This is a genomic window from Microbacterium sp. SA156 (assembly GCF_049065455.1).
Classification (GTDB): domain Bacteria; phylum Actinomycetota; class Actinomycetes; order Actinomycetales; family Microbacteriaceae; genus Microbacterium; species Microbacterium barkeri.
The window spans coordinates 49,574-73,030 of record NZ_JBAKGU010000015.1; the positions used below are offsets into that span (position 1 = coordinate 49,574).

A 23,457-nucleotide genomic window follows, 5' to 3' on the forward strand; every position below is an offset into this window, starting at 1 on the left:
TGTCGTTCGACAGCACCCCGCCGCCCCCTCCGCCGAACGGTCCCGCCGTGCCTCCGCCGACGGCGGCGTACCCGCCCGGCGCCCCGATGGCCCAGGCTCAGACGCAGGCTCCCTTCGGCGCGACCGCCCCCGAAGGCGACAAGTCGTTCATCGCGACCTGGCTGTTCGCCTGGCTGCTCGGCTTGTTCGGCGTCGATCGCTTCTACCTGGGCAAGATCGGCACCGGGGTGCTCAAGCTCGTCACCCTCGGCGGCATCGGCATCTGGTGGCTCGTCGACCTGATCCTCGTCCTCGTGGGCGCCACGCGCGACAGCCGCGGCCGAGGGCTGGCCGGCTATCGCGAGAACCGCAAGGTCGCTTGGATCGTCACGGGGGTCGTCATCGTCCTCGGACTCATCGTCAACGCGATCACCGGCACCGCGCTCTCGAACGCGGCCTTCGAATCCCAGCGTTCCTCCTTCAGTGAGCTGGCGGAGGAGGAGCCGGAGACGGTCGCCGATCCGGTCGAGGAGGAAGAGACGGTCGCCGAACCGGTCGAGGAGGAGGATGAGCCGGTCGAGCCGAGTGCGCAGCCGAGCGTCGACACCCGGGTGGAGGTGCCCGATCTCAGCGGCGTCACGGTGGGCGAGGCGCGCCTCGCACTGGAGGCGCTGGGGCTCGCTCTCGCGATCCCGGAAGGGGTCGCGGACGACCACCTGATCGAGACCCAGTCCGTGTCGGCCGGCGACAAGGCGGAGCCCGGCAGCGAGGTCTTGGTGACCGCGAAGGCACCTGAGCCGGAGCTCACGCTCGCGCAGCAGAACGCCGTGGAGTCGGCGGAGAACTACCTCTCCTTCATGGGCTTCTCGCGCACGGGATTGATCGAGCAGCTGGAGTTCGAGGGCTTCAGCACGGAGGAGGCGACCTTCGCGGTCGACTTCGTCGCTCCCGACTGGAACGCGGAGGCGGCGGAGAAGGCGCAGGCCTACCTCGACACGATGTCCTTCTCGCGCGAGGGTCTCTACGATCAGCTCGCCTTCGAGGGGTTCGAGCCGGCCCAGATCGACGCGGCTCTCGCCGCCGTCGGCTACTGAGGAGACGCTCATGGAAGCAACCGCGCTCAGCCTCATTGCGTGGGCAGTGCTCAACAGCCACTGAGCTCCCGCAGCACGAAGCCCTCCTGCGCCGACCGGCGCAGGAGGGCTTCGTCGTCGCCGCTAGGCGCCGCGGGCGTCGGCGAGCTGCGACTCGAGGTGGAACACCTCGGGGAATGTCTCGGCCGCCTGGTCGGCGCGGCCGTCGAGCGACACGAAGAAGGGGGCCATCGACTCCTCCCAGCGCGCCGCGATCTCCGACTCCGCGAGGTAGGCCTGCGCGGCGGCGTCATCGTCGGTCTCGTAGAACCCGATGAGCTCCCCGCCGCCCAGGTGGAAGATCGAGTAGTTCCGCCGCCCGGCTGCGGCGATCTCCTCGAGCATCTCCGGCCACACCGGGCTGTGGCGCGCGATGTACTCGTCGAGCATCTCGGGCTTCACCCGGAGACGGAAGCAGACGCGGGTCGTGGAGCTCATGGGCGGGGCCTCTCTCGATGGCGGGCAAGCGCTTTCATGCTAGCTGCCGAGCCTCAGCGGCCGCGCCGCGCCATCCGCTCGTCCTCGTCCTCGTCGTCGATGCGGATGGCCGTGGTCTGGGCCACCTGGTCGCTGAACTCCTCGGGCGCGACGGTGGGGTTCGCCTTCGTGATGATGTCGAGCGGGCGGGTCTCGTCGAGGGAGACGCCGAGGCGGCGGTCGGCATCGCGGTGCAGGCGCCCCGACCAGATGACCCAGGTGAGCCCGATCAGGCTCGCGAGCACGCCGGCCGCGCCGCCGAGGACGATGGCGGCGCGAGGGCCGAACGCGTCGGCGACCCACCCCGCGATCGGCGCGCCGATCGGGGTCGAGCCCATGATGACCGCCATGTAGAGGGCGAGCACGCGGCCGCGCAGGGCCGGGTCGGAGTTCGTCTGCACGTAGCCGTTCGCGGTGGTGAGCATCGTCACCGTGCCGAAGCCGACGAAGACGAGGGCGGCGGCGTACGTCCAGTAGCTCGGCATCGCCGCCGACACGAGCGACGCGACGCCGAATCCGCCCGCTGCGATCATGACGACGCGCAGTCGGGCGCGCTCGCGTCGGGCGGCGAGCAGTGCGCCCGTGAGCGAGCCGATCGCGAGCACCGAGCTCAGCAGCCCGTAGCCGTCCGCACCGTGCCCGAACTCGATCGCCATGGTCGACGCGAAGATCGGGAAGTTCATGCCGAACGCGCCCACGAGGAACACCATGACGAACGCGACGATGAGGTCGGGGCGACGGGAGACATAGCGGAAGCCGTCGGCGACGCGCGCCGCGCCCTGGCTGCGCACGCGCGGCACGAGCTCGTCCCGGCGCATGAGCATGAGCGCCACGATCATGGCGAGGAAGGTGGCGGCGTTCACGAAGAACACCCATCCGCTCCCGACCGCGACGATGAGCAGACCGCCCACGGCCGGGCCGATGAGGCGCGCCATGTTGAACGACGCCGAGTTCAGCGCCACGGCGTTGGCCGCGTACCGGCGCTCGACGACGTCCGACACGAACGCCTGCCGCGCGGGGCTGTCGAAGGCGTTCGCGACGCCGAAGGCCAGCGCGAAGAGCAGCATGAGCGGCAGGGTCATCACGCCGGCGAGGAGGAGCGCGCCGACCCCGAGCGCGAGGAGCAGGAGCACGCCCTGCGTGACCATGAGAAGACGTCGCCGGTCGAAGCGATCGGCGACCCAGCCGGTCACGCTCACGAGCACGAGCGGCGGGCCGAACTGCAGCGCCATCGTGACGCCCATGGCCGTCGCGTCGTTGTCGGTGAGCTCGGTCAGGACGACCCAGTCCTGCGCCGTCGACTGCATCCATCCGCCGACGTTGGAGATGAGGGCCCCGAGGAACCAGATGCGGTAGTTGAACGAGGCGAACGAGCGGAACATCGCGTTCATCGCTCGACCTCCCGCATGATGATCGCCGCCGCGCTGCGGAGCGTCTGGCGGTCTTCGGGTGACAGGTCGGCGAGCACCTTCGAGAGCCACTCGTCGCGTCGCCGCGCGGTCTCCTCGACGACGCGACGCCCGCTCTCGGTGATCTGGATGTCGACCTTGCGCCGGTCATCGCCGTTCTCGGTGCGGCTGAGGTGGCCGAGCTCCTCGAGGCAGTTGACCGTCCGGTTCATGGATGGCGCGGTGATGCCCTCGCGCTCGGCGAGCGCGGACAGCGTGTGCGGCCCGTGCACCTTGAGGGCGACGAGCACGGCGAACTGCCCGTCGGTCATGTCCGAGACGGCGCGCTGCTGCTTGAGCCGCCGCGAGAGGCGGAAGACGGCGGCCCGGATCTCGGAGGCGTCGGAGGAGAGCTTCGTCGATGCGGATTGTTTAGCCATGTCAACCATTAGCATAGCTCATTAGCCTTGCTAAATAAAGGGGTGTGTACGATCGACGCATGCCCGAGTTCGTCGACGCGCACGGCGTCGCCATCGTGTACGACGTCTACGAGCCGGAGGGGCGGCCCCGCGGTGTCGTCCAGGTGCTGCACGGCGTCGGCGAGCACGCGGGGCGCTATGCCGCGCTCGCCGAGGCGCTGACCGGGGCCGGCTTCGCGGTCTACGCCGACGACCATCGCGGTCACGGCCGCACGGGCATGCGCCAGCACGGTGACGCGGCGAAGCTCGGTCGCCTCGGCGTCGGCGGGCACCGCGCGGCGGTCGACGCGGTCTGGCAGCTGTCGCGGCGGATCCGCGACGAGCGCCCGGGCCTCCCGCTCGTGCTCCTCGGCCACTCGTGGGGATCCTTCCTCGCGCAGATCCTCTTCGACGCCCACCCCGAGGCGTACGACGCGCTCGTCCTCGTCGGCTCGTCGCTGCGGTGGCCGGGCGCCCTGAACCCGGGCGACCTCAACGCGCCGTGGAAGGCGCCGGGCGCGACCGGCGTCGAGTGGCTCTCGACCGACCCGGCCGTGCAGAAGGCGTTCCTCGACGATCCGCTCACGGTCAACGTGCCGCTCGTCAAGCTGTTCGGCGTGGTCGAGGCCGCCCGGATCTACGGGCGCCCCCGCCGCGACCTCCGCGAGCGGGCGGGGGCCGACGTCCCCGTGCTCCTCCTCGTCGGGCGCGACGACACGGTCGGCGGCCCGCGCGGCGTGCACAAGCTCGCGCAGGCGTATCGGGAGCGCGCCGGGCTGACGGATGTGACGACGCTCGTCTACGACGGGCGGCACGAGATCCTCAACGAGCCCGTGCAGGGGCGCGTGCGCGCCGACATCCTCGCCTGGCTCGACGCGCGCGTGCCGGCGCGGTCGTAGCGTGCGAGAGAGCGCTCGCTCTCTCGGCGTCGTCTCGACGCGACGACGTAGGCTGGACGCGTGCACGGCGAGTACAAGGTCCCCGGTGGAAAGCTCGTGGTCGTCGACCTCGAGGTCGAGGCCGGGAGGATCAGCTCCTTCCACCTGGCGGGCGACTTCTTCCTCGAGCCCGACACGGCGCTCGACGACATCAACCGCGCGCTGATCGGCATGCCCGACACTGCCGACGTCCCGGCGATCGCCGCGGCCATCCGCGCGCGCCTCCCCGAGGGCGTCCAGATGCTCGGGTTCACGCCCGAGGCCGTCGGCACGGCCGTGCGCCGCGCGCTCGTGACGGCGTCGACCTGGACCGACTTCGAGTGGGAGATCATCGACGACCCCGCCGTCTCGCCGCTCGTCAACCTCGCGCTCGACGAGGTGCTCACGGGGCGCGTGGGCGACGGTCGCCGCAAGCCGACGCTCCGCATCTGGGAGTGGGACGAGTCGGCGGTCGTGATCGGCTCGTTCCAGTCGTACCGCAACGAGGTCGACCCCGAGGGCGCCGCACGCCACGGCTTCCAGGTCGTCCGCCGCATCTCGGGCGGCGGCGCCATGCTCATGGGCGCCGGGCAGATCATCACCTACTCGCTCTACGTGCCGGCATCGCTCGTGGCGGGCCTCACGTTCGCCGACTCGTACGCCTTCCTCGACGACTGGGTGCTGCAGGCGCTGCGCGGGCTCGGCATCGAGGCGACCTACCAGCCGCTCAACGACATCGCGAGCCCCTCGGGCAAGATCGGCGGGGCGGCGCAGAAGCGGCTCGCGAACGGCGGGGTCCTCCACCACGCGACGCTCTCGTACGACATCGACGGCCAGGTCATGACCGAGGTCCTGCGGATCGGGCGCGAGAAGCTCAGCGACAAGGGCACGGCGTCGGCCGCGAAGCGCGTCGACCCGATCCGCAGCCAGACGGGCATGTCGCGCCGCGAGATCATCGACCGCTTCATCGCGTCGTTCCAGGCGTTCACCGGCGCCGAGCGCGGGCACGTCGCGCCCGACGAGCTCGCAGAGGCCGAGGAGCTCGTGCGCACCAAGTTCGCGACCGACGCGTGGCTCCACCGCGTCCCGTGAGCCAGGACATCCTCGACGACGCACCGCTCGCCGCCCTCACACCGGGCCGCGGCGCGGTCGCGATCCACTACGGCGACAACCTCGACGTCGCGGCACGGCTGCCCGACGGCGCCTTCACCATCGCGTACCTCGACCCGCCGTTCAACACGGGGCGCGGCCGCGAGACCGACGAGAGCCGCCGCGGCTTCTCGATCCACGTGCCGGACGAGCCCGAGGCCGCGGCGGATGTCCCCGAGCCCGTCCTCGAGGACGGCGCGCTCTTCGGGAGCCCGGACGGCGCCGACATCGCGGCGATCGACGCGCACGAGGCCGAGGTCCGCGCGGCGACGCACACGGGCTTCCACGGCCGCAGCTACGAGCGCGTGCGGGGTGCGCTGCGCACCTTCGACGACCGGTTCGACGACTACTGGGGCTTCCTCATGCCGCGGATCGAGGAGGCCTGGCGGCTCCTCGCCGACGACGGCACGCTCTACCTGCATCTCGACTACCGCGAGGCGCACTACGCCAAGGTGATGCTCGACGCGGTCTTCGGGCGCGACGCGTTCCTCAACGAACTCATCTGGGCGTACGACTACGGGGCGAAGTCGCGCCGCCGATGGCCGACGAAGCACGACACGATCCTCGTCTACGTCAAGGACCCCGACCGCTACTGGTTCGACTCCGAGGCCGTCGACCGCGAGCCGTACATGGCACCCGGGCTCGTCACGCGCGAGAAGGCGCGTCGCGGCAAGCTGCCGACGGATGTCTGGTGGCACACGATCGTGCCGACGAGCGGGGCAGAGCGGACCGGATACGCGACGCAGAAGCCCGAGGGCATCCTGCGCCGCATCATCCAGGCCTCCTCGCGCCCGGGGGATCGCGTCCTCGACATGTTCGCGGGCAGCGGCACGACCGGAGCGGTCGCCGCAGCGCTCGGCCGCGACGCCGTGCTCATCGACGACAACCCCGACGCCATCCGGATCATGGGAGACCGCATCCCCGACGCGCGCGTCGTTCTCCGCAGGTAGCGCCGCCCCGCCTCAGACTCGGCGCCGGCGCGCCGCGAGGACCACGGCCCCCGCTCCGAGCACGAGGACGCCGGCGACGCCGGTGCCGATGACCGTCGAGCCGCCCGTCGGCGCAAGCGGAGCATCCTCGTCGGCCTCGGGCGAGGGCGCTGAGGTGGGCGTGGGCGAGGGCGCCGCGGTCGGCTCGGCAGTGGGCTCCGGCGAGGGCGCCGCGGTCGGCTCCGCAGTCGGCTCCGGGGTGGGCGCCGGCGACGGCGCCTCCTCGACGGGCGAGGTGGTGAGGGACCAGTTCTCGGTGAAGAAGTCGGCCGGGTCGATCACGCCGCGCGACTGCGCCCAGTCCACGAGCAGCTGCCGGATCTCGAGGCGCTCGTCGTAGACGACGGGCGCCTCCGCGACGTGCGGGTAGCCCGAGCCGCCGCTCTGCCGGTAGTTGTTCACGGCGAGCACGAACTGCTCGTCGTCGGACACGGGGGTGCCGTCGGGGTGACGGAGCCCCGTGATGCGCTCGCCGACCGGCTGCGAGATGTCGATCGTGTAGTCGAGCCCGGTGAGCACGTCGTACGCGTAGTCGGGGATGCCCTCAGGGGCATCCTCGTAGCGGGCGTTCGTGCCGTTCTCGGGATCGAACTCGGCGCCCTCCTCCGTCTGGACGAAGTAGCGCGCGGAGTGCTCGAGGTAGTCCTGCACCTGCGCGCCCGTGAGCACGACGCCGAGAAGCGTGTTCTCGTAGATGTAGAGGCCTGCGAGATCGCGGATGGTGACCTCGCCCTGCGGGAAGCGCGCCGTCCGCGAGAACGGCGACGCCTGGGAGAGCACCGGCAGGTCGGCGTACTCCGTCGTGTCGAGCGCGTTCGCGACGGTCTCGGCCTGCACCTCGCTGATGAAGTCGATGATCGGGGTGTCCTCGTAGCGCGACGTCTCGGTGCGCAGCTCCTCGGTCGACGTCGCGACCGGGGTGTTGACGTACGACACCGTGGTGTCGTGCGCGCGCTGAACGGCCTCGGCGAGCCCGGCGCTCTCGCCGATCCCCTCTCGCCCGTAGTGCGGCACGACGACCGGGGCGTGGCCATCCGACCAGTCGACACGGAAGCCGTCGCCGTCGGCGACGAGCGTCAGGTCGACCTGGCTCGCGCTGCGCGCCCAGTACTCCGGCTGGGTGATGAGCACCTTCTCGCCCGCGGCGTTCTCGACGACCTCCTCCGGCTCGTCCTGATGACTGTGGCCGGCCACGACGACGTCGATGCCCGGCACCTGGGTCGCGATGTTGCGGGCGGCGTCCTCCTCGAGCAGAGCCGGGTCGTAGTCCGCGTCGGCAGTGGTGCCCTTGCCCGTGTGCGCGAGCACGACGACCACATCGGCCTGCTCCTCGACCACGGGCACCCACTCCGCCGCGGTCTCGACGACGTCGCGGAACTCCAGCACGCCGTCGACGATCGCCTTGTCCCACACCCGAACGCCGGGGGTCACGACCCCCAGCACGCCGATCGTGACGGTCTCGCCGTCGATCTCGCGATCGATGAGCGTGTAGGGCTCGTGATAGGGCTCGCCGGTCGCGGCGTCGATGACGTTCGCGCCGAGAAGCGGAGCGTCGAGGCCCTGCTCGTAGGCGGCGAGGAGGTCGAGACCGTAGTTGTACTCGTGGTTGCCGACGACTTGCGCGTCGTAGCCGATCGCGTCGAACGCCGTCGCCATGGGGTGCTCGAGCTCGCCCGACAGCACGGACGGCGCTCCGTCGCCCATCCCGTAGTAGTAGGTGAGGGGAGTGCCCTGGATCGCATCGCCGTTGTCGAGGACGACGACCGACTCGGCGCCCTTCTCCGCGCGCACCTGATCGACGGCGGTGGCGACCCGGGTGAGCCCGAGTGCGTCGTCGGCGGGGAACGGCGCGTTCTGGAAGTAGTCCCAGTCGACGACGTGTCCGTGCACGTCGGTCGTGGCCATGAGCGTGAGCGGGATGCGCTGCTCTGCGTCGTCCGGAGCGGCCGAAGCGGCGGGTGCCGTCGGCAGCAGGACGAGCAGGGCGGCGGCGGGCGCGGCGATGATCCTGCGCATGAGTGCCTTCCTGGTTCGGGAGAGGGCGTCGCGGTGGCGACGGGGGACACCTTACGGGGGCCCGATGACATGCGGATGTCGCGAGCGGGAAGGCGGGTACCCTGACGGCATGCGCTTCGGAACCTTCATCCCCCAGGGCTGGCGTCACGACCTCGTCGGCATCGATCCGGCCGAGCAGTGGAGCGCGATGCTGTCGCTCGCACAGGCCGCGGACGCCGGCCCGTGGGAGTCGCTGTGGGTCTACGACCACTTCCACACGACGCCGGTGCCGTCGCGCGAGGCGACCCACGAGGCGTGGACCCTCATGTCGGCGTTCGCGGCGTCGACGAGCCGCGTCCGCCTCGGGCAGATGTGCACGTGCATGGGCTATCGCAACCCCGCATACCTCGCGAAGGTCGCCGCGACAGTCGACCATGTCTCGTGCGGGCGCGTCGAGATGGGCATCGGCGGCGGATGGTACGAGCACGAGTGGCGCGCGTACGGGTACGGATTCCCGAAGATCGGCGATCGACTCCGTATGCTCCGCGAGGGTGTCGAGATCATGAAGCAGGCGTGGGAGACGGGGGCGGCGACCCTCGACGGCCGCTTCTACCAGGTCGACGGCGCGATCGTCGAGCCCCGCCCCATCCAGCGCCCCGGCATCCCGTTCTGGATCTCGGGCGGCGGCGAGAAGGTCACCCTGAAGATCGCCGCGGAGTACGCGCAGTACACGAACTTCGCCGGCGCGCCCGACGCGTTCGCCCACAAGAGCGCCGTGCTTCGCGAGCACTGCGACGCCATCGGCCGCGACTTCGCCGAGATCGTCCGGTCGGCGAACTACAACACGGTCATCGGCGAGACCGAGTCCGAGGTCGAGGAGCGCCTCGCGGCGATCGAGGCGCGCGTCCGGCCGCATCTCGGCGACGCGACGGATGGCTTCATCGGCGAGTACCGGGGAGCGGTCGCGGTGGGCACGGTCGAGCAGGTGACCGAGCGCCTCGCCGCGCTCGGCGACCAGGGGCTGGCCTACGCGATCCACTACTTCCCCGAGGCCGCCTACGACCGGTCGGGCGTCGAGCTGTTCGAGCAGAAGGTGATCCCCGCGCTCAGCTGAGCGCGCGGCCTCACGCGAGCGGGATCGCCCCGTCGTACGCGTCCAGCGACTCGGTCTCCGCGGTCGCGGGGTACGCGAACACGCGAGACGGCGCCGAACCCGCTGACCAGGGACTCCAATCGGCCGCGCGGGTCCGGATGAAGCCGACCGCCGCGCCGTGGACGGCGTCGGCGAGCTCCTGCGGCGGGTCCTCGCCGGTCATGAGGTCGACGCCCTCGGCGTCGAGCACGTCGAAGAAGAACGGCACGTCGAGGCAGTGGAGCGACCACCCGCGCGCCGGCGACACCCACTCGAAGCGGTACGCCCAGGTGCGGCCGCCCGAGGTCGCGGCCGATCGCGCGCGGGCGATGCGCACCACGTGGCGGCGGAAGAGCGCGTCCGTGACGAAGCGGCCGATCGCGGCGGGAACGCCGCGCTCGCGCCGCAGCTCCGCGTTCGCCCGGAGGTAGGCGCGGCGCCGCTTCCGAGGGAGCCCGAGCACGGTCAGGACGAGCCAGGCCGGAACCCAGCGGAGCCACCGGCTGTGGTCGTCGACGATCATCGAGAACTCGTCGTCCGTGGTGCCGATCACGAGGGGCTTGTCGGAGCCGACGCCCTTCGCGAGGGCACGCAGAGTCGGCTCGAGGATGAGCTCGCCGTCGATCGCAGGACCCAGCCGCAGCCCATCCGACAGCACGGCCTGGGCGCCGTGCAGATCGCGCATGGCGATGAGGTCCTTCGCGGCGTCGCGCACCTGCTTCTCGGTGAGGGCGCGCCATCCTGCCACGGTCGGCTCGACGCCTCCCTCCGCTGCGGCCCGGCGCCCGAAGCGCTCGGCCTCCTCGGGCGTGATCACGCCGATCGTGGCCGACATCGCCCAGACCGCCGAGAAGAGGTGCTGCGCCGCAGGCATGCCGAGAAGGGTGAGCACCGCTCCGCCGCCGGCGGATTGACCCGCGATCGTCACGCGGTTCGGGTCGCCGCCGAAGGAGCGGATGTTGCGCTGCACCCACTCGAGGGCGGCGAGCCAGTCCCGCACACCGCGGTTGCTGGGCGCGTCGGCGATCCAGCCGAACCCGTCGAAGCCGAGGCGGTACGACGCCGTCACGACGACGACGCCGTCGCGGGCGAAAGAGCGCCCGTCGTACCAGGGGCTCGCGATCGAGCCGGAGACGTAGGCGCCGCCGTGGAAGTACACGAGGACGGGAAGCTGCGCCCCCGGATCGGTCGTCGGGGTGAACACGTTGACGTTGAGCGTCGAGCGACCGGGGACCGACGGCTCCGGGATGAGCGTGATGCCGGTCGCCCCGCGCTGGGGCGTCGCCCCCTGCCGGGTGGCGTCGAGCACGCCATCCCAGGGCTCGTGCGGCGCGGGCGCCTGGAAGCGGAGTCGCCCGATCGGCGGCTGCGCGAACGGGATGCCGAGGAACGTCGCGCAGTCCCGTCGCCAGAACCCGCGCACGCGACCCGCCTCGGTGTCGACGACGGGCTGCTCGACGCGGTGCGGATCGGTCGGGATGCTCGCGGTCACGGTTCCAGTATCGCCGCCCCCGGGAGACTCAGAAGAGCTGGCGCCAGTTCGCCTTCGCGAGGTCGAGGAGCTCGTCGCCGCGGCCGGAGAGGACGGTGCGGATGGCGTAGAGCGCGAATCCGCCGACCTGGTCGGCCGTGATCGTGGGCGGCATCGACAGCTCCTGCCGCTCGGTCACGACGTCGAGGAGCGCTGGCCCGTCGTGGGCGAGGAGCTCCTCGATCGCAGCAGGGAGGGCATCCGACCGCTCCACCCGGATGCCCTTGATGCCGAGCGCGTTCGCGACGGCAGCGAAGTCGGGGTTCTCGAGACCCGTGCCGTAGGTCACGAAGCCGGCGGCCTTCATCTCGAGCTCGACGAAGTTCAGCGACGAGTTGTTGACCACGACGGTCTTCACGGGCAGATCGTTCTGCGTGAGGGTGATGAGCTCGCCGAGCATCATCGCGAGCCCGCCGTCGCCCGCGAGGGCGACCACCTGGCGGCCGGGCTGCGCGGCCTGCGCGCCGATGCCGTGCAGGAGCGCGTTCGCCATGGATCCATGGCTGAACGAGCCGATGAGACGCCGGCGCCCGTTCATCGTGAGGTACCGCGCGGCCCAGACGGTCGGCGAGCCGACGTCGGCGGTGAAGACGGCGTCGTCGGCAGCGGCCTCGTCGAGAAGCCGCGCGAGGTACTGGGGGTGGATGGGGTGCGCCCCGCGGCGCGGCACCGCGAGCTCGTCGAGCTTGCGCCGCGTCTTGACATAGTGGTCGCGCGCGTCGTCGAGGTGCTGCCGACTGCGCTTCTCGGAGAGACGGGGGAGCAGCGCCGCCGCGGTCGCCTTGACGTCTCCGACGAGCCCGAGGTCGAGCGGATGGCGGCGGCCGAGCTGGGAGCCGCGGATGTCGACCTGGATCGTCGTCGCGTGCTCGGGGTAGAACTGCGGGTACGGGAAGTCGGTGCCGAGCATCAGGAGCGCGTCGGCGCCCTCCATCGCGCGGTAGCCCGAGGCGAATCCGAGCAGTCCCGTCATCCCGACGTCGAACGGGTTGTCGTACTCGATGAACTCCTTGCCGCGCAGCGCGTGGACGACCGGGGCGGCGAGCCGGTCGGCGAGGGCGACGACCTCGTCGTGCGCGCCCTGGACGCCGGCGCCGGCGAGGATCGTGACCTTCTTCGCGCCGTCGAGCAGCTCGGCCGCGCGGTCGAGCTCGGCGTCGTTCGGCAGGACGACGGGGCGCGCCCGGTCGATGACGGTCACGCGGTCGGAGGCGGCCTCCGCGAGCGCGACGTCGCCGGGGATCACGACGACCGCGACGTCGCGCTCCTGGATGGCCGTGCGCATCGCGATCTCGAGGATGCGCGGCATCTGGCTCGCGTCCGCGACGTACTCGACGTAGGCGCTGCACTCGCGGAACAGCTCCTGCGGGTGCGTCTCCTGGAAGTAGTTCGTGCCGATCTCGGAGGTCGGGATGTGCGCGGCGATCGCGAGCACGGGAACCCGCGAGCGATGCGCGTCGTAGAGCCCGTTGATGAGGTGTAGATTGCCCGGACCGCACGAGCCGGCGACGACGGCGAGGTCGTCGGTCAGCGCCGCCTCGGCGGCCGCCGCGAACGCCGCCGACTCCTCGTGGCGCACGTGGACCCAGCGGATGGATCCGTCCTTGCGGAGCGCGTCGGTGAAGCCGTTGAGCGAGTCGCCGGGGATCCCGTACACGCGCTCGACGCCGTTCGCCCTGAGGGTCGCGACGATGTTCTGGGCGACGTCGGTCATGGGTCGTGCCTCCGTTCGAGCCTGCCTGCGGTACCTCCGACGTTACGCCCGATCCGGACCCCGGAGGCGGTCCGCGGGAATGTCCGAGGGGGCGCGTAGCTTCTCCTCGACAGATCCTCTTGACGGCGTACTTGCCTTTTGCAAGTATCCGAACGACGGCGTGCGACGACGGAGAGAGACCATGGCGGATACGCAGATCCATCCCGGCGACGGCAACCCGGCGCCTCCCGAGAACGGCATGCGCAGCTTCCTGCACGTGCTCGTGAACACGGCATTCGCGAACATCACGACGAGCTACCTCTGGTGGGCCCTGACCTTCTGGATCTACCTCGAGACCCGCAACGTCATCGCGACGGGCGTCATCGGCGGCGCATACATGCTGTTCATCGCGCTGTTCAGCATGTTCTTCGGGACCCTCGTCGACCGCTTCCGCAAGAAGGCGGTCATGGCCTGGGCGACGCTCATCGCGTTCAGCGTCTTCTGCCTCGACGCGATCTTCTTCTTCGTGCTGGGCGAGGAGCGCATCGTCGACCTCACTCAGCCGTGGTTCTGGATCTTCGCCGTCGTCATGCTCGCCGGTGCCGTGGTCGAGCAGCTGCGCAACATCGCCCTCTCGACGACCGTCACGCTTCTCGTGCCCGTCGACCGCCATGCGAACGCGAACGGCATGGTCGGCACTGTGCAGGGCCTCGCTTTCCTCGTCACGAGCGTGTTCAGCGGACTCTCCGTCGGGCTCCTCGGCATGGGCACGACGCTGCTCATCGCCCTCGTCGCGATGGCGTTGTCGCTTCTGCACCTCGTGGCCATCCGCATCCCCGAGCGCGAGATCGTGCACGCCGAGGGGCAGACCCGGTGGGTGGATGTCGCCGGCGGGTTCCAGGCGGTGCGCGCGGTCCCGGGGCTGCTCACGCTCGTGCTCTTCACGACGCTGAACAACCTCGTGGGCGGCGTCTACATGGCGCTCATGGACCCGTACGGGCTCGAGATGTTCTCGGTCGAGATGTGGGGTATCTGGCTCGCGGTGGGCTCGACCGGCTTCATCGTCGGCGGCGCGGTGATCGCGAAGCTGGGGCTCGGCAGGAACCCGATCCGCACGATGCTGCTCATCGCCGCGCTCGTCGGCGTCGTCGGGGCGGTCTTCACCCTGAGGGACTGGGCGTGGCTCTACGTCGGCGGCATCTGGGTCTTCATGTGCCTCATGCCCGCCGTCGAGGCGGCCGAGCAGACGGTCATCCAGAAGGTGACGCCGTACGAGAAGCAGGGGCGCGTCTTCGGCTTCGCGATGACCTTCGAAGCGGCCTCGGCGCCCATCACCTCGTTCCTCATCGCGCCGATCGCCCAGCTCTGGGTCATCCCGTACATGCAGACGGACGCGGGTCAACGGCAGTGGGCGTGGCTGCTGGGGGAGGGCGAGGCGCGGGGCATCGCGCTCGTGTTCGTCGCGGCCGGCGTCGTCGCCATCCTGCTGGCGCTCGGCGCGTTCCTCCTGCCGGCCTACCGGATGCTGTCGGCCCAGTTCCTGAAGAGCGACGGCGAAGAGCCGAACGCGGCACCCGAGGCGCCGGCCGCTCCGACGCCAGGGACCGCGGGGCTCGTCGCGACTCCGCACGCGGAAGAGGAGCGGGCCGCGCCGGATCAGTCGACCGACCGGTAGCTTCCCGCGCGGAGCCTCTCGGTGATGTCGAGCAGCGTCCGCAGGTCGTCGTCGTCGAGGCACGACATGCGCTCGGCGATGCTCTTGCCGTGAGCCGCGGCGATCGATCGGAACGCGCGGGCGCCGTCCTCCGTCGCCGTCACGAGGGAGCCGCGCCCGTCGTCGGGGTCGCTGCACTTCGTGACGAGCCCGCGCCCGACCATGCGGTCGACGAGTCGGGAGACGCTCGGCTGGCTGATGAGCATGTTCGCCGTGACGTCGCGCAGCCGCGCCGTCATGTCCGGGGCGCGGGTGACCGTGAGCAGCACGTCGTACTCCGCCTGCGAGAGGTCGCCGCCCACGAAGTCGTTCGAGACGTCCTCGAACACCTCGTGCTGCGCACGGAAGAGGCTCTCCCACGCGGCGATAGCGAGTCTGCGGTCGGCCATGCCTCTCAGGCTAGCGTTCCATGCGCGCCTATAGGAGTTGATCGGGGCGCGCGTGCTCAGCCGGCACAAGTAAGGGCCGGGCGGAGAGGAAGCCGCCCGGCCCTTGTCCCTTGCACCAAGAGTGTCCTGCAATCACATGTCGGCAGCTGCCACAGCAAAACAGCTGCCGTGCGATGACTCTATAACGGGGAGGTAACGGGAGCAACCCTCGGCGTTATCTTCCTGTGATTTCTTCACCGACGCATAGCGATCAGTCAGGCAGCGCCTCGACCTGGTGCGGGACCGGGTCCTTCGGCGGAGGTCTGGGCTCAGGATGCGAGCGGAGTCGACGGCTGCTCCTCGCGTGCGGGAGCGCCGAGCCCGAGCAGCGCCCGCCCCCGCTCGTACTTCGCGAACAGCACCTCGCGCGTGGCCGCGTCGAGCGCCGCAAGCCGTTCCGGGCGCGTGTTGTCGGCGAGGTCGTGCTCCTTCACGGCGCGCGCGAGCGGATTGGCGCGCACGCGGCCGTAGTAGGCCTCGACGGGCTCGTCGTCGCGGATCGAGAGGGCGTCGACAGCCTCGACGACGTGCGCCGGGAACTCCGCGCGCAGGTCCTCGATGGAGGTGTCGGTCTTCTCGAGCACGTCGTGCAGCCATCCGATCGCCGCGAGCACGTGGTCGCCTTCGGCTCGTGCGGCGACGCGTGCGGGATGGTCGACGTACGGGTTCCCGAGGAGGTCGACCTGGTCCGCGTGCGCCGCGCGCGCGAATCTCTCCGCGCGTCGAGCGATCCATCCACTCACGCGTCCATCTTCCATCGTTGACCGATGGACCGCATCCCAGCGTGGGCGAGGGCGGCACCATGGCGCCGTGCTCTTCTACCCCACGGGGGCCGGTCGCGATCCGATCTGCAGGACCGGGGCCGCGCAGCAGCTTCCTCCGGCTTCGTCGAACGCGGCCGCGCCTCCGCAGACTCCCGTCTCGGGAAGAGCGAGTTCGCTCCGCGCGGCCGCCTCGTGATCGCCGGCGAGGTGGGCTGCGACGCTGCGCACCTGCTCGTAGCCGGTCAGGGCGAGGAACGTGGGCGCGCGGCCGTAGCTCTTCGCTCCGACGATGAAGAGACCGCGTTCGGGCTGAACGAGCTCGCGTGCCCCGGTCGCGGCGACCGTGCCGCACGAGTGGATGTTCGGGTCGATCTCGGAGGCGATCCCCGCGACGGCCTCGAGGGTCGGGTCGAGGGCGACGCGCAGCTCGGACAGCAGAGACGTGTCCGGCCGGAAGCCGGTGAGCGCGAACACGTGGCCGAGCCCCGCGAGCTCTCGTCCGTCCTCGGAGACGAGGTCGATACCATCCGCGTGAGCCCGCACCTCCGCGACGCGAAACCCTGCGACGACCTCGACGAGGCCCTCTTCTACGGCGCGGCGCGCGCGGCCACCCAGCGCGGCGCGCTCGGGCAACCCGTCGGCGTCGCCGGATCCGAAGACCGCCGCACCCCGCCGCAGCGCCCAGGTGACGACCGTGCCGGGGGTCTTCCGGGCGAGTTCGGCCAGCCGGAGCACGGCGTGCGCTGCCGAGTGCCCGGCGCCGACGACCGCGACCCGGCGCCCCGCGAACGCGGATACGTCGTCGGGGATGCGATACGAGATCGCCCCAGCCGCCGAGCTCTCCCCGATGGCGGGAAGCCCGTCGGCGCCTGCGGGATTGGGGTGGCTCCAGGTGCCGCTCGCGTCGATCACCGAGCCGGCGAGGATCCGCGCCTCACGACCATCCGCGTCCCTCGTGTGAACGGTGAACGCCTGCTCGTCGCGCCCGGCGTCGACAACGCGGTCGCGTCCGACGCGACTCACGCCGGTCGCCTCGACCTCCGTGCGCACGCGCTCGCCGAGGGCGGCGGCGAGGGGGAGGAGATAGCGGTCGACCCATTCTGCGCCGGTGGGGTACCCGGTCGTCGGTGCGGTCCATCCGGTCGGAGTCAGCAGGCGGCGGGCCGCGGCGTCGATGAGCTCCGGCCAGGCGGAGAACAGCCGCACGTGGCCCCATTCCGACACGGCGGCGCCCGCGGCGCGGCCTCTCTCGAGCACGATGACGTCCCGTCCGCGCTCGGTGAGGTGCGCGGCGGCGGCCAGGCCCTGCGGCCCCGCTCCGATGATGACGACGGGAAGCAGCGACATCGGATCTCCTCAGATTGAAAGATGTCAATGTGACGAGCGTGCCCGACCTATCGAGAGATGTCAATGCGTGCGACACTGGGGACATGAGTCTTCCTGCGGTGATCGACGGGACGGGCACGTGCTGCGTGCCGCCGATCACGTCGATCATGAGCATCGAGGAGGCGGAGCGAGTCGCGCGCGTCTTCAAGGCGCTCGGCGACCCGACGCGTGTGAGGCTGCTGTCGCTGATCGCGTCGGCGGATGGCTCTGAGGCGTGCATCTGCGATCTCACGGAACCGGTCGGGCTCTCCCAGGGAACGGTGTCGCACCACATGAAGCTCCTTGCGGAAGCCGGTCTCGTGACGCGCGATCAGCGGGGGAAGTGGGCCTACTACGCGATCGACAAGGGCGCGCTCGACCAGGCCGCCGCGGCCCTCCGCACCGCATGACCGCCGGAGCCGCTCCTGTCCGCGAGCTCGATTGGGACGGCAGCGTCAACATCCGCGATCTCGGCGCCCGCTAGCGTGGGCGCCGTGGTGGACGTGCGAGTCGGGGGCTGGGAGCACGAGTGCTGCGGCGAGGCCATCCGGCGCGGCGATCACGTGCGCTGGACATGCGTGCGCAACGGCGAGCGCCTTCATGAGGTTCACCACGTGATCCGGCTCATCCGGCGACTGGCGGCGGATCGCACGGTGCCTCGACCGACGCGATGGTGGCTCCTGGGCCTCCTCGGATACCTGCTCCTCCCGATCGATCTCGTGCCCGACGTGATCCCTGTTCTCGGCTACGCGGACGACGTGATCGTGGTCGTGCTCGTGCTGCGGCACGCCATCCGCACGGCGGGGCGAGAGCCGATCGAACGCCACTGGCCGGGCAGCGAGGATGGGCTCGGCAGTCTTCTCGCGCTCCTCGGGATGCGATCTCGCCGCTGAGCCCTGTCCGCCGAAGAGCCGACAGCGCTCGACCCGACGCTCGACGTAGCCTGCCGGGATGAGAACGCGCACGCTGGTCGTCGCCTCGGCTGCCCTGCTTCTGCTGACGGGGTGCGCGACGCCGACGGCCGCCGGCCGCGCGCCATCCGCCTCGCCGACACCGACCGCCGCGTGCCCCGAGCAGCCGGGAGTCGAGCTGCCTCCGGAGTGCGTCGGCTACGACCCCGAGCACTCGATGGCGCAGAACGACGCCTACCGCCAACGGGGCGAGCTCGACCCGGCGGTCGAGGAGGCGGCGCGCGACATCGCTGAGGCCGCCGCCGATGACCTCGAGGCCCTCCGCACGAGCGGCGAGCCGGTGACCGCGGACGCGGTCGTCGATCTGCTCGAGGCGGAGGGCCTGTCCAGTGTGCAGACCCGCGAGAGCGCCGGGTACGTGCTGTTCGGCGCTGTCGCAGCCACGGGCGGGTGCGTGTTCGGGGCGGTCGCGCCGGAGGCCGTCACGATCGACGTCGGCGGCGGCATCGCCGACGGAGGATGCCTGCCGGCGCAGTGAGCGTGCGCGTCGGCTCCGCGGGGAGCAGACCCGGGCACCGTCGCGCCGCCTTCCGCCGTTCCGGCGGCGACGCTAGCTTGTGCGCCATGAGCGCACCTCGAGCGGCGACGCACCCTCCTCGACCGACAGCCCTCCACATCGGAGTCGGGCTCATGGTCTTCACGTGCCTCCTGGGGCTCACCTTCGGCATCCTCGGCTTCGTCGATGCATCCGACCACGGCGATGAGGAGGGCGCCGCGCTCTTCCTCATCGCCGCAGCCGTCGTCGTCGTCGACCTCGTGCTGGCGATCCTCGTGTGGTTCGGGCGCATGTGGGCGCGCACCGTGCTGACGATCATCGTGATCGGCAACATGCTGCTCGGGATCTTCACCGGCCAGGGGCCGACGGGTCTTCTCGGGGTGGCCGCGGTCGCCGTGCTCTACCTCAAGCCGTGCACCGAGTGGCTGCAGGAGGCGCGCCCGTCGGAGTGACGGGCGCGGTCGCTAGAGCCACCGCTTGCGCTTGAACACGCCCCAGAGTGCGAAGCCGAGTCCGACCATGAGGGCGAGTGACAGCGGGTAGCCGTAGGTCCAGTCCAGCTCCGGCATGTGCTCGAAGTTCATCCCGTACACGGTGCCGACGAGCGTCGGCGCGAACAGGATGGCCGCCCACGACGAGATCTTCTTGATCTCCTCGTTCTGCGCGAGATTGAACTCCGTCATCCGGCGCATCTCGTCGTTCTGACGCTGAGCGGCGAGCGTCGCGTCGACCGTCAGCGCGTTCTCGAGGATCGACCGGAAGGCGCCCGTGCGATCGGCGATGCGCAGCGCGTGATCGAGCACATCGCGCAGGTACCGCTGCAGCTCGAGGTCGACACGGTACTTGTCGGAGCCGCGCAGGAGAGCCTCGAGCATCGCGACGAGCGGCTGCGTCGCCCGCTGGAAGCCGATGACCTCGCGGGCCAGTTCATAGATGCGACGGGAAGCCGAGTCGGCGCCCGAGAAGAGCTCGTCCTCGATCTCGTCGATGTCGTTCTCCAGGCCGGCGACCACGGGCGCGTACTTGTCGACGACCTCGTCGAGCACGGCGTACAGCACCGCCTCGGGCCCCATAGCGAGCAGCTGCGGCGAGGCCTCGAGCCGGCGGCGCACGCTCGCGAGATCGGGCGCTTCCGCGTGGCGGATCGTGACGACGAAGTCGGGCCCGACGAAGAGGTGGAGCTCGCCGAACTCGACCTGCTCTTCGTCATCGCGGTAGCGCGCGGGTCGGAGCACGACGAAGAGCGTGTCGCCGTAGCGCTCGAGCTTGGCACGCTGGTGCCCCTTGAGTGCATCCTCGACGGCGAGCGGGTGGAGCGAGAACTCGGCGGCGATGGCGCGGATCTCCTCCGCCGTCGGGCGATAGAGCCCGATCCACGCCATGCCGTCGCGATCGCGCATGGTCTCGCGGGTCGCGGTCAGGTCGGCCGGGTCGGCCGTGCGGTGTCCGTCCACGTACACCGCGTTGTCGATCAATGCCATCATCATTCACCTCTTTCTGCTCACTTCGAGGCACGCGCGAGCAGGGCTCCGCACGTGCAGAGAGGCCGCGCGCTCGAGCACGCGGCAGGCGCCGCCGATGGGCGAAGACGTCAGCGAGGAGTGACGCTGATCGACGAAGGCGAATCGGCGGCGCGGCGACTATCACTGGACATCGCGCATCACCTGCCTTCGGATCGGGGAACGGGCATGGAGAGCCCGGAGAATGATACGTCGCGGCTGCCGAGGCGTCAAAACCCGGGGGCGCTCCGCCGGGGAGACCCCGACCTCTCAGCGCGCGACGTAGCGGAGGAGTGCGGCTCCGTGCGGTGCGAGGGAGAGGCGGATGGCAGTGCTGCCGTGAGCGACGCCGCGCACGGCGGCATGATCGGTCGCGATCTCGGCACCCGTCCACAGCTCGCGCAGCTCGCCGTCGAGCTTCGCAGGGAGGTCGACGTTCTGCGCGTCGAGGGCGACGTCCCGCGCCTCGTCGTGGAGGTTGAAGGCGGCGACGTAGTGCTCGCCGTCGGTGCCGTCGGCGGTCCACAGCACGAGGCCGTTCTCGCGGAACACCTCGCGACTCGCCTCGGCGCGCAGCAGCGCGAGCGCATCGGCGTTCGTGAAGAGCGCGATGGTGGCGAGGTCGCTCGTCGGAAGGTCTCCGCCGATCATGAGGGGCGACCGGGCGACGAGCCACAGCGTCATGAGCGAGACCCGCTCGGCGGGGGTCAGGCGGTCGTGACGCGGCTCGCCGCGCTCGGCCCGGATGCCGATCCGCCCGAGCGGCAGCATGTCGCCGTCCGGCCATCCGCTCGCCGACGCGTGTGGCGCCCAGCGCGAGAAACGGGCGAAGTTCGCCTCGACGTCGTGCCAGTCGTCCCACAGGTCGTCGCAGATGCGCCACATCGTCGCGTGCTCGCGCAGGTGGTCGAGGCGCGTGAGCGAGAGGTCGCGGCCCGGCGAGAGGCTCAGCTCGATCGGACGTCCGGTGCGGGCGATGGCGCGCGCGTAGGCTTCGATGTCGGCCGCCTGGTACGGCCACAGCATGTCGTCGGCCTTGATGAAGTCGACGCCCCACGCCGCGTAGAGCTCGAGCGTGGAGTCGTAGTACGCCTGCGCCGCGGGGTGGTCGTGGTCGAGCCCGACCATGTCGGGGTTCCATTCGCAGGCGTTCGCGGGGTCGGCGACCTCCGACGCGCGCGCGTCGGTGCCGAGGATGGGTGCGTCGGCGGCGACCGCGCGCCGCGGGATGCCCCGCATCGTGTGGACGCCGAAGCGGAGGCCGAGCGCGTGGATGCGCTCGGCCAGCGGTCCGAACCCCGCGCCGCCGGCAGAACTCGGGAAGCGCCCCGGGTCGGGGACGAGCCTGCCGTGCTCGTCCATCGCGAGCGGCGCGTCGTCGTTGTACCCGTGCGAGCGCGCGGTCGGGTCGGACCAGTCGATGTCGACGACCACCGTGTCCCACCCGTAGGGGAGGAGGTGCTTCGCCATGAACTCGGCGTTCGCGAGGACCTCGGACTCGGTGACGGTGGTGCCGAAGCAGTCCCAGCTGTTCCAGCCCATGGGCGGGGTGGTGCGCGCGAGCGGCATGGTGTCCCTTCGTCGGGTTCGCGGGGAGGGCACGACGCGGTGCCGCGGACGACGCTACCGGAATTCTCACGTTGGAGGAGACCGGCGATCGGATGGCGCGAGCGCGCTCTACCCTGGACGGATGGCGGAGGTCGAACGCGATCCCGAGCAGCTGCTCACGGTCGGCGAGGTGAGCGCGCGAACCGGAGTCGCCGTGTCAGCGCTGCACTACTACGAGCAGCTCGGACTCATCGCGGCCTCGCGCACGTCGGGAAACCAGCGCCGGTTCCGTCGCCACATGATCCGCCGCATCACGCTCATCGCGGTGGCGAAGCGGCTCGGCATCCCGCTCGCCGACGTCCGCCGAGCGCTTGCCGACGTGCCGCTCGACCGACGGCCCACGCAGGAGGACTGGCAGCGGGCCTCGCGCGAGTGGAAGCGCGTGCTCGAACGACGGCGGCAGGCGATCGAGCGTCTCGAGCATGAGCTGACCGGCTGCATCGGCTGCGGCTGCCTCTCGATGAACGCGTGTCGCCTGCTCAACCCCGACGACGAGCTGGGCCAGGAGGGCGCGGGCGCGCGGCGGCTCGACGTCGACGACGGTTCCTGAGGGTCTGCCGCGATCGGCCGCCGATTTGACCTCAAGTGCACCTGAGGTTCTACCGTCGAAGCATGCACAGCCCATCCGTCGATGCCTTCAAGACCGCGTTCCGTCTGCATCCGGCGGGGATCGCGGTGGTGTCGGCTCGCACCGCGGAGGGGCCCGTGGGGCTCACGGCCTCGAGCGTCGCGTCGGTCGGACTGGACCCGCTCGCCCTCGCGTTCTCCGTGACCCGGTCGCGGGGGAGCGCCGGCGGCATCCTCCGCGCCGAGTCGTTCGTCGTGAACCTCGTCACCGCGCGCCACGTCGAGACCGCGCAGGCCTTCGCGGTCACGGGCGCCGACCGCTTCACTCCCGAGCAGGGCTGGTCGACGCTCGAGACGGGCGAGCCCTACCTCCCGTCGGCGCGCTTCGCGCTGCGCTGCCGGCCTCTGCAGGTGACCCCCGTGGGCGCGTCCTCCCTGGTCCTCGCTGAAGTCCTCGACGTGATCGAAGGGGAGGCCGGCGAGCCGGTCGTCTACTTCGATCGCGCCTTCCACGTCCTCAACCCCACAGCGGTCGGCTGACCGCATCCACCCAGAGAGAAGGAAACGATGCCCGCATACGCACTGCCCGATCTTCCCTACGACTACTCCGCGCTCGCGCCGCACATCTCGGCGCGCATCATGGAGCTGCACCACTCGAAGCACCACCAGGCCTACGTCACGGGTGCGAACACGGCGCTCGAGCAGCTCGCTGAGGCTCGTGAGACGAACAGCCTCGCCAACGTGAACAAGCTCGAGAAGGACCTCGCGTTCAACCTCGGCGGTCACATCAACCACAGCGTGTTCTGGCAGAACATGTCGCCGGATGGCGGCGGAGCGCCCGAGGGCGAGCTCGCGGCCGCGCTCGAGGACGCGTTCGGCTCGATCGACGGCTTCCGCGCGCACTTCACCGCGACGGCGCTCGGCGTGCAGGGCTCGGGATGGTCGGTGCTCGCGTGGGACTCGGTCGGCGCGCGTCCCGTGATCTTCCAGCTGTTCGACCAGCAGGGCAACGCGCCCCTCGGCGTCACCCCGCTTCTTCAGCTCGACGTGTGGGAGCACGCGTACTACCTCGACTACCAGAACGTGCGCGCGGACTACGTGAAGGCGTTCTGGGAGGTCGTCAACTGGGCCGACGTGCAGCGCCGCTTCGAGGCCGCCCGCACGGCGACGTCGGGCCTCATCGTCCCGGCGGCGAGCTGAGCCC

24 protein-coding genes are annotated in these 23,457 nt (G+C 70.8%); 13 read left to right on the top strand and 11 right to left on the bottom strand.

All coding sequences use genetic code 11. The features are described from left to right. The first annotated feature begins 47 nt into the window (after positions 1 to 47). Positions 48 to 1,073: an Ltp family lipoprotein gene (locus ACOWU6_RS13820; protein WP_421076038.1), complete on the top strand. Its 1,026-nt coding sequence runs from the start codon at positions 48 to 50 to the stop codon at positions 1,071 to 1,073. 123 nt (positions 1,074 to 1,196) lie between these two features. Here ACOWU6_RS13820 and ACOWU6_RS13825 read toward each other — a convergent pair whose 3' ends face one another. From ACOWU6_RS13825 to ACOWU6_RS13835, 3 genes are read right to left on the bottom strand one after another with little or no spacing between them, the layout of a single operon-like run. After that, positions 1,197 to 1,550 carry an L-rhamnose mutarotase gene (locus ACOWU6_RS13825; RefSeq protein ID WP_271174324.1) on the bottom strand — a complete coding sequence of 118 codons (354 nt, stop codon included), beginning with the start codon at positions 1,548 to 1,550 and terminating at the stop codon, positions 1,197 to 1,199. A gap of 53 nt (positions 1,551 to 1,603) precedes the next feature. After that, positions 1,604 to 2,971, bottom strand: a complete 1,368-nt coding sequence (locus ACOWU6_RS13830) for an MFS transporter (RefSeq protein WP_421076056.1) — start codon at positions 2,969 to 2,971, stop codon at positions 1,604 to 1,606. 5 nt (positions 2,972 to 2,976) lie between these two features. Then, a complete protein-coding gene (locus ACOWU6_RS13835) occupies positions 2,977 to 3,417 on the bottom strand; it encodes a MarR family winged helix-turn-helix transcriptional regulator (protein WP_271174323.1) in 441 nt (146 codons plus the stop codon). A gap of 59 nt (positions 3,418 to 3,476) precedes the next feature. On the opposite strand from ACOWU6_RS13835, the gene ACOWU6_RS13840 reads away from it, so the two are divergent. The 3 genes from ACOWU6_RS13840 to ACOWU6_RS13850 are packed head-to-tail and all read left to right on the top strand — an operon-like array spanning position 3,477 to position 6,451. Next, positions 3,477 to 4,334, top strand: a complete 858-nt coding sequence (locus tag ACOWU6_RS13840; RefSeq protein WP_421076039.1) for an alpha/beta fold hydrolase — start codon at positions 3,477 to 3,479, stop codon at positions 4,332 to 4,334. 60 nt (positions 4,335 to 4,394) lie between these two features. Then, positions 4,395 to 5,444: a lipoyl protein ligase domain-containing protein gene (locus ACOWU6_RS13845; RefSeq protein WP_271174321.1), complete on the top strand. Its 1,050-nt coding sequence runs from the start codon at positions 4,395 to 4,397 to the stop codon at positions 5,442 to 5,444. Continuing rightward, positions 5,441 to 6,451 (top strand): DNA-methyltransferase, encoded by a 1,011-nt coding sequence (locus ACOWU6_RS13850; RefSeq protein ID WP_271174320.1) that lies wholly within the window; start codon positions 5,441 to 5,443, stop codon positions 6,449 to 6,451. Before ACOWU6_RS13845 ends, ACOWU6_RS13850 begins: the two co-directional genes overlap by 4 nt. 12 nt (positions 6,452 to 6,463) lie before the next feature. On the opposite strand, the gene ACOWU6_RS13855 is transcribed toward ACOWU6_RS13850, so the two are convergent. Then, complete coding sequence (locus ACOWU6_RS13855) at positions 6,464 to 8,506, bottom strand: 5'-nucleotidase C-terminal domain-containing protein (RefSeq protein WP_421076040.1); 2,043 nt, start codon at positions 8,504 to 8,506, stop codon at positions 6,464 to 6,466. A 109-nt stretch (positions 8,507 to 8,615) separates the two neighbouring features. Here ACOWU6_RS13855 and ACOWU6_RS13860 point away from each other — a divergent pair, with 109 nt between their 5' ends. Next, entirely contained in the window at positions 8,616 to 9,599 is a 984-nt protein-coding gene (locus tag ACOWU6_RS13860) for an LLM class F420-dependent oxidoreductase (RefSeq protein WP_421076041.1), read from the top strand. Between the two features lie 10 nt (positions 9,600 to 9,609). On the opposite strand, the gene ACOWU6_RS13865 is transcribed toward ACOWU6_RS13860, so the two are convergent. Then, the gene (locus ACOWU6_RS13865; protein WP_421076042.1) at positions 9,610 to 11,109 is read right to left on the bottom strand and encodes a carboxylesterase/lipase family protein; all 1,500 of its coding nucleotides are present in this window, start codon (positions 11,107 to 11,109) and stop codon (positions 9,610 to 9,612) included. A gap of 28 nt (positions 11,110 to 11,137) precedes the next feature. Continuing rightward, positions 11,138 to 12,862: a ubiquinone-dependent pyruvate dehydrogenase gene (gene poxB, locus ACOWU6_RS13870; protein ID WP_282980071.1), complete on the bottom strand. Its 1,725-nt coding sequence runs from the start codon at positions 12,860 to 12,862 to the stop codon at positions 11,138 to 11,140. A 181-nt stretch (positions 12,863 to 13,043) separates the two neighbouring features. Between poxB and ACOWU6_RS13875 the strand changes: the two genes are divergently transcribed. Beyond that, complete coding sequence (locus ACOWU6_RS13875; protein WP_282980070.1) at positions 13,044 to 14,516, top strand: MFS transporter; 1,473 nt, start codon at positions 13,044 to 13,046, stop codon at positions 14,514 to 14,516. On the opposite strand, the gene ACOWU6_RS13880 is transcribed toward ACOWU6_RS13875, so the two are convergent. From ACOWU6_RS13880 to ACOWU6_RS13890, 3 genes are all read right to left on the bottom strand, one after another. Then, positions 14,498 to 14,944 carry a MarR family winged helix-turn-helix transcriptional regulator gene (locus ACOWU6_RS13880; protein WP_282980069.1) on the bottom strand — a complete coding sequence of 149 codons (447 nt, stop codon included), beginning with the start codon at positions 14,942 to 14,944 and terminating at the stop codon, positions 14,498 to 14,500. The two genes, ACOWU6_RS13875 and ACOWU6_RS13880, sit on opposite strands and share 19 nt — an antisense overlap. Before the next feature lie 308 nt (positions 14,945 to 15,252). Next, complete coding sequence (locus ACOWU6_RS13885; protein WP_421076043.1) at positions 15,253 to 15,726, bottom strand: HD domain-containing protein; 474 nt, start codon at positions 15,724 to 15,726, stop codon at positions 15,253 to 15,255. A gap of 75 nt (positions 15,727 to 15,801) precedes the next feature. Further along, on the bottom strand, positions 15,802 to 17,094 hold the full coding sequence (locus tag ACOWU6_RS13890) for an FAD-dependent oxidoreductase (RefSeq protein WP_421076044.1): 1,293 nt from the start codon (positions 17,092 to 17,094) through the stop codon (positions 15,802 to 15,804). Between the two features lie 83 nt (positions 17,095 to 17,177). Here ACOWU6_RS13890 and ACOWU6_RS13895 point away from each other — a divergent pair, with 83 nt between their 5' ends. From ACOWU6_RS13895 to ACOWU6_RS13910, 4 genes are all read left to right on the top strand, one after another. Continuing rightward, entirely contained in the window at positions 17,178 to 17,522 is a 345-nt protein-coding gene (locus ACOWU6_RS13895) for an ArsR/SmtB family transcription factor (RefSeq protein WP_421076045.1), read from the top strand. 84 nt (positions 17,523 to 17,606) lie between these two features. After that, complete coding sequence (locus tag ACOWU6_RS13900; protein ID WP_421076046.1) at positions 17,607 to 18,005, top strand: YkvA family protein; 399 nt, start codon at positions 17,607 to 17,609, stop codon at positions 18,003 to 18,005. A 58-nt stretch (positions 18,006 to 18,063) separates the two neighbouring features. Beyond that, positions 18,064 to 18,561 carry a hypothetical protein gene (locus ACOWU6_RS13905; RefSeq protein ID WP_421076047.1) on the top strand — a complete coding sequence of 166 codons (498 nt, stop codon included), beginning with the start codon at positions 18,064 to 18,066 and terminating at the stop codon, positions 18,559 to 18,561. 86 nt (positions 18,562 to 18,647) lie between these two features. Continuing rightward, the gene (locus tag ACOWU6_RS13910) at positions 18,648 to 19,031 is read left to right on the top strand and encodes a hypothetical protein (protein ID WP_421076048.1); all 384 of its coding nucleotides are present in this window, start codon (positions 18,648 to 18,650) and stop codon (positions 19,029 to 19,031) included. A gap of 12 nt (positions 19,032 to 19,043) precedes the next feature. Here ACOWU6_RS13910 and corA read toward each other — a convergent pair whose 3' ends face one another. Then, entirely contained in the window at positions 19,044 to 20,060 is a 1,017-nt protein-coding gene (gene corA, locus ACOWU6_RS13915; protein WP_421076049.1) for a magnesium/cobalt transporter CorA, read from the bottom strand. Positions 20,061 to 20,348: 288 nt separating this feature from the next. Then, the gene (locus ACOWU6_RS13920; protein ID WP_421076050.1) at positions 20,349 to 21,647 is read right to left on the bottom strand and encodes an alpha-galactosidase; all 1,299 of its coding nucleotides are present in this window, start codon (positions 21,645 to 21,647) and stop codon (positions 20,349 to 20,351) included. Positions 21,648 to 21,768: 121 nt separating this feature from the next. Between ACOWU6_RS13920 and soxR the strand changes: the two genes are divergently transcribed. From soxR to ACOWU6_RS13935, 3 genes are all read left to right on the top strand, one after another. Further along, positions 21,769 to 22,236: a redox-sensitive transcriptional activator SoxR gene (soxR, locus tag ACOWU6_RS13925; protein ID WP_421076051.1), complete on the top strand. Its 468-nt coding sequence runs from the start codon at positions 21,769 to 21,771 to the stop codon at positions 22,234 to 22,236. Positions 22,237 to 22,298: 62 nt separating this feature from the next. Beyond that, entirely contained in the window at positions 22,299 to 22,793 is a 495-nt protein-coding gene (locus tag ACOWU6_RS13930; RefSeq protein WP_421076052.1) for a flavin reductase family protein, read from the top strand. A 27-nt stretch (positions 22,794 to 22,820) separates the two neighbouring features. Further along, on the top strand, positions 22,821 to 23,453 hold the full coding sequence (locus tag ACOWU6_RS13935) for a superoxide dismutase (protein ID WP_271174294.1): 633 nt from the start codon (positions 22,821 to 22,823) through the stop codon (positions 23,451 to 23,453). The last annotated feature ends 4 nt before the right edge of the window (positions 23,454 to 23,457 follow it).